Annotated in this window: 13 protein-coding genes; 1 reads left to right on the top strand and 12 read right to left on the bottom strand. The window is 49.0% G+C overall.

Annotation, left to right across the window (positions count from 1 at the left end; all coding sequences use genetic code 11):
* Nucleotides 1-146 precede the first annotated feature (146 nt).
* Nucleotides 147-686 (bottom strand): NADPH-dependent FMN reductase, encoded by a 540-nt coding sequence (locus GUA98_RS27460; RefSeq protein WP_153979595.1) that lies wholly within the window; start codon nucleotides 684-686, stop codon nucleotides 147-149.
* A 348-nt stretch (nucleotides 687-1,034) separates the two neighbouring features.
* Between GUA98_RS27460 and GUA98_RS27455 the strand changes: the two genes are divergently transcribed.
* A complete protein-coding gene (locus tag GUA98_RS27455; RefSeq protein ID WP_193725057.1) occupies nucleotides 1,035-1,859 on the top strand; it encodes a pentapeptide repeat-containing protein in 825 nt (274 codons plus the stop codon).
* Between the two features lie 116 nt (nucleotides 1,860-1,975).
* Here GUA98_RS27455 and GUA98_RS27450 read toward each other — a convergent pair whose 3' ends face one another.
* The 11 genes from GUA98_RS27450 to GUA98_RS27400 all read right to left on the bottom strand — a co-directional run bounded on the left by GUA98_RS27450 (nucleotide 1,976) and on the right by GUA98_RS27400 (nucleotide 12,790).
* Entirely contained in the window at nucleotides 1,976-2,953 is a 978-nt protein-coding gene (locus tag GUA98_RS27450; protein ID WP_193725056.1) for a diaminopimelate dehydrogenase, read from the bottom strand.
* 172 nt (nucleotides 2,954-3,125) lie between these two features.
* Nucleotides 3,126-3,305: a hypothetical protein gene (locus GUA98_RS27445; RefSeq protein ID WP_193725055.1), complete on the bottom strand. Its 180-nt coding sequence runs from the start codon at nucleotides 3,303-3,305 to the stop codon at nucleotides 3,126-3,128.
* Nucleotides 3,306-3,349: 44 nt separating this feature from the next.
* On the bottom strand, nucleotides 3,350-4,333 hold the full coding sequence (locus GUA98_RS27440) for an alpha/beta fold hydrolase (protein ID WP_193725054.1): 984 nt from the start codon (nucleotides 4,331-4,333) through the stop codon (nucleotides 3,350-3,352).
* 296 nt (nucleotides 4,334-4,629) lie between these two features.
* Nucleotides 4,630-5,385, bottom strand: coding sequence for an exodeoxyribonuclease III (locus GUA98_RS27435; RefSeq protein ID WP_110821873.1), 756 nt, complete (start codon nucleotides 5,383-5,385; stop codon nucleotides 4,630-4,632).
* Nucleotides 5,386-5,487: 102 nt separating this feature from the next.
* On the bottom strand, nucleotides 5,488-6,219 hold the full coding sequence (locus tag GUA98_RS27430) for an alpha/beta hydrolase (protein WP_153979599.1): 732 nt from the start codon (nucleotides 6,217-6,219) through the stop codon (nucleotides 5,488-5,490).
* A gap of 36 nt (nucleotides 6,220-6,255) precedes the next feature.
* Nucleotides 6,256-7,278, bottom strand: a complete 1,023-nt coding sequence (locus GUA98_RS27425) for a FecCD family ABC transporter permease (RefSeq protein WP_153979600.1) — start codon at nucleotides 7,276-7,278, stop codon at nucleotides 6,256-6,258.
* Nucleotides 7,271-8,278, bottom strand: coding sequence for a FecCD family ABC transporter permease (locus GUA98_RS27420; protein WP_193725053.1), 1,008 nt, complete (start codon nucleotides 8,276-8,278; stop codon nucleotides 7,271-7,273). The genes GUA98_RS27425 and GUA98_RS27420 overlap by 8 nt, the downstream gene beginning before the upstream one ends.
* A 23-nt stretch (nucleotides 8,279-8,301) precedes the next feature.
* Entirely contained in the window at nucleotides 8,302-9,303 is a 1,002-nt protein-coding gene (locus GUA98_RS27415; RefSeq protein WP_193725052.1) for an ABC transporter substrate-binding protein, read from the bottom strand.
* 118 nt (nucleotides 9,304-9,421) lie between these two features.
* Nucleotides 9,422-11,065, bottom strand: coding sequence for an AraC family transcriptional regulator (locus GUA98_RS27410; protein WP_193725051.1), 1,644 nt, complete (start codon nucleotides 11,063-11,065; stop codon nucleotides 9,422-9,424).
* Nucleotides 11,066-11,182: 117 nt separating this feature from the next.
* Nucleotides 11,183-12,019: an alpha/beta hydrolase gene (locus GUA98_RS27405; RefSeq protein ID WP_193725050.1), complete on the bottom strand. Its 837-nt coding sequence runs from the start codon at nucleotides 12,017-12,019 to the stop codon at nucleotides 11,183-11,185.
* Between the two features lie 213 nt (nucleotides 12,020-12,232).
* Complete coding sequence (locus GUA98_RS27400; RefSeq protein ID WP_193725049.1) at nucleotides 12,233-12,790, bottom strand: GNAT family N-acetyltransferase; 558 nt, start codon at nucleotides 12,788-12,790, stop codon at nucleotides 12,233-12,235.
* Nucleotides 12,791-12,849 lie beyond the last annotated feature (59 nt).

Genomic DNA, 12,849 nt, shown 5'->3' with positions numbered 1-12,849 from the left:
ACAACCAAAACCGATTTCAGAAAAAACTAAACGACCGTTCCCCGGTAGAATACCGGGAAACGGCCGCAGCTTAAATCTTGTCTTTTTTTGTACTGTCTACTTGACAGGGTTATGACCAAAATGGCGGCTATTACAGTGCATGTATATTATGAACGAACAGTTTTCAACGCACCGCTCCAGGACAAAACTTGGTCCAACATTCCGTTGAGATTGGTCAAGTGCAGATCAGCCGGTTTGAAGGTTCCGTTATCAAAGTCGGTGAATAAAGACAGCGCTGGGTGAACACGAACATCCGCAACCGACAGTTCTCCGAGAATACCGCGCAGGTGTTCTGCCGCACGTGCACCGCCTACCGAACCATAGCTGACAATTCCTGCAGCTTTATCGTTCCAGGCTTCACGAGCGTAATCCAGTGCATTTTTCAGTGATGCAGAGATGCTGTGATTATATTCCTGAACGATAAATACGAATCCATCGAGGCTCGCCAGCTTGGTGTTCCAGGCTGTAGCCTGTTCGGTTGCATCAGCTTCACCCAATAGTGGCAGCTTATAATCGGCAATATCCACGATTTCATAGTTCGCATCACCGCGTGAATCTGCGATCTTTTTCACCCATTCTCCAACTTGCGGACTCAACCGGCCTTCACGTGTACTCCCAAGAATAATCCCAATATTTAATTTCGACATTTTTGTTTCCTCCTCTTGTGTGTTGTTGTTACTTTTACCGAATAATTTATCCATAAATCCCATATCTACACCATCCTGCATCCGTTTATTGTTTGGCTTGTTATTGATGATAAGTTATATAATTAAAATAGTCAAGTAACTTACATAAAGTTTGCAAATGTTTTTTTATCCCTACTTATCATATCAATGTTGATTCCTATTTATTCTGCAATTCTGCCCTCTATATGAAACCTATAGGAATTGATCATATTTCAGTGTAATGGTAAAGTGATATCAATACTGATTATCCAGTTTTTTCATTTATTAAAGGAAGTGTACACATTGTCTAATCTATCCCACGGCAGTACGATGAGCCCACATTTATACACGGACTGTTCGCAATGTTTCGGGCTCTGCTGCGTTGCCTTGCCTTATGGCAAGTCATCCGACTTTGCTTTTGACAAAGCCAGCGGTACCCCTTGCTCCAACCTGCGCTCAGACAATCGCTGCGGCATCCATACACAGCTACGGCAAAAGGGCTTCAAGGGCTGTACCGTCTATGACTGCTTTGGTGCAGGCCAGAAGCTGTCCCAAGTAACCTATGCGGGCAGAGATTGGCGGGATCATCCGGAATCCGCTGCCGAGATGTTTGACTGCCTGCCTGTCATGAGACAGCTGCATGAACTGCTCAGTTATATGAACGAAATGCTCTTGCGGCCAGAAACCGCCTCTCTTCACGATGCTATTCGCAGCGTATACCAAGAGACGGAACGCCTAACTGATCTGGAGCCTTCCGCGATTCTGCGTCTGGATATTCCCTCTCAGCGGGCGGTCGTGAACGAGCTTCTGCTGCAGGGGAGTGAACTGGTACGTGCGCATGCGCCATCCAGCAGCCATGAACAAGGGAAGTCCAAACGCAAGAAATTGAAAGGAAGAGACTTCCTGGGAGCCAATCTAAGAGGAGCTGACCTCCGGGGCACAAGCTTCCGGGGCGCCTTAATGATTGCTTGTGACCTGCGCAATGCCGACTTAAGACATGCTGATCTGATCGGTGCCGACTTGCGTGATGCGGATCTGGGCGGAGCCGATCTGACCGGGAGCATTTTTCTGACACAATCCCAGCTGAATGCAGCCAAAGGCAATTCCCGTACCAGACTGCCAGCTCATCTCAACTTGCCTGAGCACTGGTTGTAACGACGTAACGATACCCTGCTGCGTCATAGTGGCTAAAACAGAAACAGCCCGTCCCTCATGATGAAGGACGGGCTGTTTCTATTTATTGAGATGAATAAATCATTTTATTTTGAACATTACAGAAGATCGCGACGAAGTTCCTCAGCGGATTTCGGAGAGAGGTGACCCAGTGGAATATCAAATACGGTTTTGGCACCTTTATGTCCTTCCAAGCTCAAACGCTGTGCAGCCCGTGCATAAGCGACCAGTACACTAGCAGTGAATTCAGGGTTGCTATCGAGCTTCAGACCAAACTCCACAATTTGCTTTTGGCCTGTACCGGTAACCCCACTACGAATAACAAATCCACCGTGCGGCATACCTTCATGTTCCGATTTAAGCTGCTCTTCCGTAATGAACGTGACCGTTGTATCGTAATCTGCAAAATAGTTCGGCATGGATACAATGGTTTCACGAATTTCATCCTGGTTAGCACCTTCTTCAGCCACAACATAACATTGACGCAGGTGTTTCTCGCGTGTGGACAATTCAGGTGTCTCTCCTGCACGAATTCGGTTGATCACTTCTTCAACAGGTACAGTGTACTGAACACCAGCTTTAACCCCCGGAACACGGCGGATTGCATCAGAGTGACCTTGGCTGACCCCTTTGCCCCAGAACGTATACTCCTTACCTTCTGGCAGGATGGATTGAGCCAGCAGACGGTTCATGGAGAACAAGCCTGGGTCCCAGCCGGTAGAGATCACGCTTACGTGACCGCCTTGTTCTGCCGCAGCATGAACTTCTGCATAGAATTCAGGAATTTTGGCATGTGTATCGAAGCTGTCCACGGTGTTGAACAACTTGGCAATGGCAGGTGTCTGCTCTGGAAGATCCGTTGCCGAACCGCCGCACAGAATCATGACATCGATTTTACCTATGTACTGCTCAGCAGCAGAGATATGTTCAAAACGTACTTCTGTACCTTCTGCAACCATCTGCTCCGGGTTACGCCGTGTAAATACGGCAACAAGTTCCAAGTCCGGGTTTTGCGCAATAGCCTTCTCTACACCTTTACCCAGATTTCCGTAACCTACGATACCAACTTTAATCATGTTCGATCCTCTCCTGTCCTCTTCTATAGTTGTCTACTACTCTAGTATAAACATAACATATAACATACCATGTAACTTGTTAGGTTTCCAGTCGAAATCAAAAATACTTTACACGAATGCAGCATCAGGCTGCTTTCATGCAAAGTATTAGCCATTCATTGCTATTATGGACCTAGAAAAATAATCGAAACACATGAATGATGTAATCCGACTGTTCGGAAAAATGTGCTACAGATGCTGCATCTGCTCTGGCTGTGAAGCACAAGAAAGATAGGGTTAGAATCAAGAGAGAGAGTACACTGCTTGCCAGGAGCAAGGATGCGAATTTGGTGACGACCCTTAATTTTCTCATCCATTCTGCCTCCTGTTCGCTGTTTGTTTCGGAAATGATATGTTTCATTGGTGACCTGTGGATTCAGCCATGTCCAAAATGGCCCCCGAAACGGCATCCGGTTGACTATTATGGATATAATGCTTGGCGTGAGGAACAATCTGGTGTCTCCCCTGTACGGACCATGAGGCAAACTTGGCCTGATCTGACTGCCATGCCTGGCTTCCCTCACTTGGTTGATCGGATCCGGCCGTAAGAATGGTTAGAGGAAAGGGGAATTGCTGTTTGTTCTCCAGCACATGGGCTGCATTCATCTTGGAACGACGAAGCTCATCCATCACGTTCTCGTTGTATGCATGCTTCAGTGTCGAACTGGTAGCCGCCTTTTTCATCGGTTCCGCCACCAGGTCCGGATCAATAACCAGCGTTGCCATCATCCGATCCGAATGCAGCAATGTTCGTGCAATGCCTGTTTTCACCAGAAACCTGGCTGAATCGAAATACCAGTCTGGCGTCTCCACCTCCACCGTGCTGTAGTATTCAGGACTGCCCCCATCGATCATAACGATACCTGCCACTTCATCCGGATACATTTGTGCATATCGAATAGTCTCTAGGGATCCCAGGGAGTGACCCACCATGATGTACGGTGGTCGCTGACCGGATTTGCGCAGCAGTTGATGAACTTCATCTACAACGGTATCGATGTCACGCGGCTGCTCTGTATAGTCGCTGTATCCATATCCGAATCGGTCATACACGGCAATTTTCACATGGGATTTCAGCTTGTCATAGAGCGGACTGAAATCCACGTAGGGATTCGGTGTTCCCCAGCCTGATGCAAGAACAACGGTCACCGATCCCTTTCCCGCCGAGTAGAGGTGCATATTACGTGCACTTACCTCATACAGCCTGCCAGGCGGGGTATATGACTTCATATCCTGAGCTGACTGATAAGCTTCGTAAACCGTACCTGTAAGCAGCAGCAGACCTGTCGTCAGCATCAGGCCTCCTAATACTTTCACCACTCTCCGTAAACCCTTGTTCATCGCTTCTCTACCCCTTACACCCTAATCTCTTCTTCGTCTATGCCTTGCATAACGCTCTTATATGTATTCTCTAATCCTACCCAAGATCCGTTGTAACCGGAACAATCCGGGGTCCAGTTCTTCCCCCAACCAAAGTCCAGTTCATAACTTACCCTGCGGGCTGAGAAGGAACTGTCCAGCAGTATACTTAGCGGGGATAGACAGCCAATTCACACCAAAAAACCGCAAATTTCCAATAAATGATCGGAAACCTGCGGTTCTCACCTTATTCTAATATTCAGCTTACTCTGTGCCTGCTATAGTTGCAGCGTCAGTCCGACTGGACAATGGTCACTGCCCATCACATGACAATCGATGTTTGCATCTTCAACCCGTGGTGCCAGTTGATTGGACACGAGAAAATAATCAATACGCCAGCCCACATTCCGCTCCCGTACTTTCGGCATATAAGACCACCAGCTATATACGTCCGTGCGATCTGGATACAGATGCCGGAAACTGTCAACATATCCCGCCGCCAGCAGTTCGGTCATTTTCCCCCGCTCTTCCAGCGTAAATCCGGAGTTGCCCATATTGGGCTTCGGATTCTTCAGGTCAATCTCCTGATGAGCCACATTCAGGTCACCACAGACAATGACCGGCTTGGTCTGCTCCAGCTGCAGAATATATTTCAGGAAACGATCCTCCCACTCTAGTCGATAGGGAAGACGGGTCAGATCACGTTTCGCATTGGGAGTATACACATTCACCAGGTAAAAGCGGTCAAACTCCAGCGTAATCATCCGGCCTTCCGGTTCACTGTCTTCCTCCATCCCGTAGCGGACGGATAACGGCTTGATCCGGGTAAATACAGCGGTACCGGAATAACCCTTTTTGATGGCATAGTTCCAGTATTGGTACACATCTTCCCCGAGGTCCATCTCAATCTGCCCTGCCTGAAGTTTGGTCTCCTGCACACAGAAAATATCGGCCTGGCTTTCCTTATAATAATCCATGAATCCTTTGGTAACACATGCCCTTAATCCATTCACATTCCAGGACACCAGCTTCATATCCTCATCTCCTCACATCTCCCCAATATAGCATGGGAGAATTCATAAGGACAAGGCTATCTGCCTGGAAATGGGACGAGAGCTGATCAGAGCCAGTTCAGGCTAGGTAAACAGCCACTCAAGCGCTTCGGGAAAATGTTTGGCAAAGAACAGCATATCATGTGTTCCGCCCTCTTCCTCCACGTAGTTCAACCGATCAGCCGGGTATCCCTTTGCCAAAATCGCCCTGACCGCGGCACGCGTATAGTCCAGCATATGGGCCTGTATATTTTGTTTGTAGATCCCCTCCAGGCTGCCCACATACATATACAGCTTCAGCTCACTTCGATCAGACCAGGATTGCCCGGTCATGTAATCCAAAAAGCCTTCGTACCACATCGATGCAGACAACGCCCCGACTTTGCCAAATACGTGCGGGAATTCGGCGGCTGCATACAGGGAAATTAAGCCCCCAAGTGAACAACCCATGATTCCCGTATTTGCTCGATCTGACAATGTGCGATAGTTCGAATCCACGTGCGGTTTCAACTGCTTGATGATCGTATGCAGATAAGCTCTGCCATGTCCGCCAAAAGACGAAAACGAAGCCGTAAGGGCAGGCAATGGCCAAGGCGTATAATCATCGTTCCGATTATGGGGCTCAATGCCAACCAAAATCACTTCAGGCAGCCTTCCCGTTCGGTAATAATGATCCAAAAGATTGCTGCAGGCCTTGGCTACTGCTCCCCCATCCTGAATATAAACGACAGGATAATGACCTCCATCAGCGTAGGAGGGTGGGAGAAGAAGATGAAGCGTCCAGCCGCCTACTGTCTCATGTATCCATTTACTCATGCTAGGATTCCTCTCCTCCAATGCGAATCCGGCCAATCACATCCGGTTTTTGAGCAGCAAAAATATAAAATACGGTACTCCGATAATGGAGATCACAATGCCTACAGGCAGCTCTGCCGGGGCAAATACGGTTTTGCCAATCAGATCACCCACGACGACCATGGCCATACCCACCAGCCCGGATACCGGAATGACCCGCTTATAATGAAGACCTACCAGTCTTCTGGCTATGTGAGGAGCGATGAGTCCAACAAATCCAATACTTCCGGATACAGCAACACAGGCGCTGACCAGTCCAACACTGCCGAGCAGCAGCAGTTTTCTCTCCCGGTGCACATCCACGCCGAGCCCCTGACTGCTGGCCTCCTGCAGCTGCATCACGTCAAGTACACGTGATTTCAGCCAAAGCAGTGGAATAAGCAGCACTAGCCAGGGTATCATGGCCGCAATAAAGCGCCAGTTGGCATTATAGATACTGCCCGTCAACCAGACGGTGGCCATCTCAAAGTCCCCAGGGTTCATCTTCAGGGAAAGATAGAGAGTAATCGCACTGAAGCCCGAACCGATCGCAATACCGACCAGTATCAACCGCTGCGAATCCAGCTGCCCCTGCTCCTGGGCAAACCACAGAATAAGAGTGACCGCCACTAAGCCTCCGATCAGCCCAAACAGCGGCATGGCCATAATGGACAACCAGCCGGTCCCCGATATGGAACCCTGGAACAGCAGCATAAACAGCACCATGGCCGTTCCCGCTCCTGCGTTGATTCCAAGCATGCCTGGATCAGCCAGCGGATTGCGGGCAATCCCCTGAATAACCGCCCCTGCAATGCCAAGTCCCAGCCCAAGCAGCAGAGCAATGACGATCCGCGGCAGCCTGAAATCAAAAATAACCAGATCATGTTCATGCACGGGGTCCAGCCTCAATAAGGTTTTGACTACCTCCATGACCGAGATATCGAACGTACCGTTCGTCAGACTGATGTACACAGCTGTTGCGATAATAGCCGCACATACGAATATAACGGTCCATAGTCTTCCCCGCTTCCGTTCAGGCATGTTTTCCCCCTCCTTTGGTCTTGATCAGATAGAGGAAAAATGGCACGCCAAACAATGCAGTGACAACCCCAATTGGTGTTTCAAATGGTGAATTAATGAAGCGGCTCAGAATGTCGCACCACGCAAGGAATATGCCGCCCAGAATGGCGGAACAAGGAACAACCCAGCGATAATCCACACCGAAGAAAAAACGTGTGATGTGCGGTATCAACAAACCGACAAATGCGATCTTCCCCGCCAGTGCCACGGATATGCCCGTTAAAATAACAACGCTCAAAATGGATAACGCCTTGACCCATGCGGTCCGTTGTCCCAGGCTTGTTGCAACGTCATCTCCCATGGACAGAATGGTAACGGACTTCGAAAGGATCAGCGCCAATGCCAAGCCCACCACGGCAAAGGGAATAATCAGCTTGATCATGGTTGGATCCATCTGATGCAGTCTGGCGTTATACCAGAAGCTGATGGTCTGGGAGACCTGATAGTAGGTTGCTACTGCCTGCGACACACCACCCAGAAACGTACCAATAATCGTGCCCAGGATAGCAAGCCGCACCGGGGACATTCCGCCGGGCAGCAGCCAGGCAATGAAAAATACGAGCCCTGCTCCCAGAGCAGATCCCGCCAGGGAATAAAAAACAAGCCCAAGGGAAGACGTATTCGGCATAAATACCATGCATAACGTGATTACAACGACGGACCCGTCGGATACCCCCATAATGGAAGGGGATGCAAGATAGTTTCTTGTCATCCCCTGCATCAGAGCCCCGGATACGGCCAAAAAAGCGCCGATCAGCAGCGCACCGATCACGCGTGGAAGCCGTGAAGACATAATGATCTGATGATCGATGCTGTTCGTGTCAAATTCCAAGATACTTGCAAAGACCGTGGAAACATCAATATTTTTGGCTCCATACAGAATGGATGCCAAAATGGTGGCTGCAATAATCAGGGGTGCTGCTGCGAACAGCACCGCCGGATTCAATCTTCTTTTTTGCATGGATCATACACGCCTTGCTCTAATTATTTGGTTAGCTCTTCCACAGCGGCCTCCAGGAAATGAATTCGGCTCCACGCCGGGCCTCCTTCGGCAAGCGGATCAATTACGTTGACATACGCTTGATTATTTTGCAGGGCTGCCGTTTTCTGCAGAATCGGATTATTCTTCAGATCTTCAAGCGCATTCGGCGTGTCTGCATTCTCTGTAGCTTCGAATTGAATAAAGACCACATCCGGATTCATCTCGGCAAATTTCTCCACAGAGATCGCTTCCTGTGCTTTGGCTGCCTGAATCTCGGCAGGGATCTGGAATCCAAGGTCATTGTACAGAATCGGGTTCACAAAGACCGACTCGGGATATACATACATCTGTCCATTACGGATTCGAACCGCCACGACCTTTTTGTTCTGCAGGGTGTCACCGAGCTCTGCCTGAGCCGTTGTGAGGGCTGCTCTGTATTGTTCAATCTCCTGTTTGGCCAGCTCCTGCTTGCCTGTCAACTCAGCGAGCAGATTCAGATTCGCCTCCCAGTTCGTGGAAATATGAGATACCTGAATGAACGGGGCAATCTTGCCGAGCTGCTCAGCCACTTCAGGTTTGAATTTGGTGGTACCCAGAATAATATCCGGTTTCAGTGACAATATAGTTTCAAAGTTTGGCTCGATCTTCTGCCCAATGGACTCTGCTTGATCAGTAATCGAGGTATACATCTCCGGGAACTCCCCGCCAAAGGTAATTGCACCTACAGGGTGTACATCCAGTACCAGTGCATCCTCCATCGCTTCCATCGAACCGGTAATTACGATTCGTTGAACATCTGCCGGAACCGTGTATTCCTGATCGAGATATTGAATGGTTCGTGTTCCTTCTGCTGCTTGGCTCGTGTCCGTTTCACTACTCGCTCCTGCACTTTCAGCTTGCGCTGAATTTTCCGTTCCTCCTGCTGTATCTTCCTGATTACCGCATGCCGCCAGAACAGTCAGCATACAGATCAATGCCAGCAGCAACCCCAGTTTTTTCTTCATCTCTGGTGATCCCCCTTCAATAGTTCCATTCTCTAATTGAGAATAATAATCATTATTGAATGATAAACAAGAATGACAAACAGGACCATGGACTCTGTCCTGAATCCCTATGGATTATTTACCGAAGCAGATTCATCATGTCATCCACCATTCGTTCATTGGATACAGGGGAATTTTCAAGCCAAGGGTCAGCCGTAATGATATACAGACGATTGTTCTGCACCGACTTAATGTTTTGCCATAGAGATGTTTTCTGCACATCCTCCCATACGGATAATGTTTCACTCTCCTGACACACCATCAGGAAAATGCAATCCGCCTTCATGGCGCTTAATTGCTCCAGACTAATGGGTTCGTTGTATACCGCGCCCTGAAGACTCGAATAGGCGGGTCTAACGCCCAAATCACCATAGAAAACCTCTGCCATGGAAGGTGAGCTGTACCGGGTGAACTGCTGTTTCAGCAGGCGTACAACTACAGCAGTATCAGTACCAAGTTCCTGCTGCACCAGCACCTTAGCCTGCTGGACCTTGAGGTCATAGCTTGCCAGCCAGGCTTCGGCATCCTGTTCTCCACCGATCTGTCCAGCCAGCGTCTGCAGCTGCAAACGCCAAGGATGCTCCGAAGCTGCAATATACTGCACAGGTGCAATCTCTTCTAGCCGTTTCCGCTCTTCAGGCCGCAAATGGTCATAACTGATAATCAGGTCAGGTTGATGCTCCTGCAGAGCCTGGATTTTGGATTCCCATTCCACATCCAGACGATAGGCACTGAGGTGCACCGGAATGTCCTTACCGTACATCCGATAGTAATAGGCTGTCCATTTGGGGTGCAGCGGGGCAGCATACGGAGTCATGTTCAGCGCCAGCAAATGTCCCGTGACCCCAATATGATAGGCTGCAATTTTACGGCGGCGGCTGTTCATATATACCGAAGGGGATACGCCTACGATTTTTTTGAATTTGCGGCTAAAATAAAACTCATCCTGATACCCAACCTGATGGGCGATGTCCCGCAGACGCAGATCCGTGCTGGCCATGAATTGCTTCGCCCGGTTGATCCGGAGTCCTGATATGTAGTCAGTGGTGCTCATTCCATATCTTCGTTTGAACAAATCCACGTAATATTTCGGGCTGAGTCCGGCCATACCTGCGAGAAGCTCCACCGTCAGATTCTCATTGGAATGCTCATCAATGTATTCTTTGGTACGCTGAATCAACATTTGAGAGTCTTCCTTCAGTGATGTGTGAGCCTCAGTAACGTGAACCAGGATCTGCTGGAATTCCAAGTAAGCATGGAAACGATCCATGGCTTTACCGCTGTGCCACAGGTTATTCATTTCTTCACAATGGAAAGCCAGCTGCAGTGTGGGAGCCACTGCCAGTTCCCTACCGGATCGAAACAAAGGTGTCTCCTTAATGAGACGCAGCGAACTTGTGTCATCTGTAACTTCCTCATACAGATCGAAGCGGACCAGCGTTACTTCAGCCCCCTCTTCTCCAAAAGATGCCAAGCCAAACGTTGATTCAGGCACACATGAATATACGCCTTGTGCCCTTATGTTCACGGAACGGTGATCCAGAGTTAACAGAGCTTCACCTCCTGTAACCATGACCAATATGTAAGAGGATGTATGCTGTTGGGGCAGCACCCATCCTGTTGTGGATTTGATTTTCTCGATATCTCGCAATTTCAAGGTCAGACGATCAAGCGGATGTTCGGAACCCATCAGGCGCTCCTTGTGAAAGTTTTGGGAAATCATCTATTTTCCTGCCTCCATTTGATAACCATTCTCATTTACTCGTTCTAGTATATCAAATTTTCGCAGGATGTCGCACGACCTTCTCAGGATCGACACATTAGAAAAAGAAATGATCCACTATCCTCTGGAGGCAAATCGGATTGCCCTGCTCATCAATATCGGCAGTACCGAAATATGACCTTCATCTTCAAAACATGTAAACTTGGCACTCAAGCCCTCAATTCCCGTCTGACCCAGCCAATGTGCGAGCTCCCTAGAACGGCCTACTACGCCGCTGGGGTGGCTTCCTTCCTGCTCCCCTGCTGCGATTAAAACATGCATCTCCGTCCCACAGTGTTCAGCGCGCGAGACCCATGATGCTCTCTGCTGTTCAACCCAGGCTGAATTCCAGTGAATCGACGGACTGCCTGCGATGTAATGGCGAAACGTTCCGGGATTGGCCAGCAGCATCTGCAGGACCAATAACCCGCCGAGGGAGTGACCTACAATCGATTGCCTGCTGCGATCGATTGAGTACTTCTCCTCCACCTCAGGCTTCAACTGTTCTTCAATAAAATGCATGAACGCTTCTGCCCCTCCATGTTCAGGCCAGCTTGCGCCATCCGGTCTTCGAGGCAAATCCGCTTCAGGAACTTGCATCATGAAATCGTAATATCTCTCTGCTGGAAAGGGCTGTTCAGCCTCGTAACCGATCCCGACAATCATCGCCGGGACCACTCCCGTTTTATCTGAACGCACGGATTGAACACGCATAGCCTCCACCATGGTTCCGAACACGGCATTGGCATCAAGCAGATAGATCACGGGATATCCGTTAGGCGGCGGAGCGCTGTCCGGAACAAAAGCGTTAATCACATACTCACGCCCACTCCGTTCAGCGCGCAACTTATAGACAGATGTTCCTGGCAAGATCCTCCCCTGACTAGTGCCATCTTGATTTATGACCAGTTTCATTGACGATTCCTCCTTGTTGTTAATGCAGTAACTTTTGATTATATCCAAGGCCCTTCCATCCTTCCATGGACGATCTCCCCGTCTGATATGGATAATGCACTGTTCATGCAGGGTTTCCAAAAAACGAAAAAAGACCGGATCATCGTCCGGTCTTCGTTCGGCCGCGGAGATGCGCGGCTTTTATCCTATTTAGATTGTTTCCAGTCCATTTGGCTATACTTCGCTTTTCAACTTGGAGAACACCGCAAGATCGATGTACCTTCCCTTTTCAAACTCATGCTGCCGCAGCAGACCTTCCTGTTGAAAACCAAGCTTGTGAAGCAGCCTGATCGAGGCCTCATTCTTCGGCTCCACTTTCGCTTCAATCTTGTTCAGCTGCATGTTCGTGAAGCCAAAATGCATTACGACATGTGCTACCTCAGTCATAACGCCCTTCCCCCAATACTCGGGATGCAAATCGTATCCAATCTCTGCACGGTTATGTACTTCTTCTCTATTGAGGAACCCGCAGGTACCCACCACTTTACCGGATTCCACATCTTCAATCATCCAGCGCAAACCGGACTGTTCCCTGAAAATCTTCGTATACCAGCCTATCTCATCCATCGCATCGTTCACACTCTCAAAAGGTGTAAATGGCATGAATTCCACAACCGTCTCATTGGAATACAACGCCAAAAGATCCGAGGCATCCTGTTCATCTGCAGCTCGCAGGTTGAAACGGTCGGTCTGAAGCACAGGGAACTCGTCAAACATAAACGGGGTATTCATGGATCTTCTCCTTTCAGCCAAACTGTTATCAAATTCTATTCATCTCTGATTTTTCCTAT

Source organism: Paenibacillus sp. P13VS (genome assembly GCF_015143645.1).
In the GTDB taxonomy this organism is placed as follows: Bacteria; Bacillota; Bacilli; order Paenibacillales; family Paenibacillaceae; genus Paenibacillus; species Paenibacillus xylanilyticus_A.
This window is presented reverse-complemented; position numbering and strand designations above follow the sequence as displayed.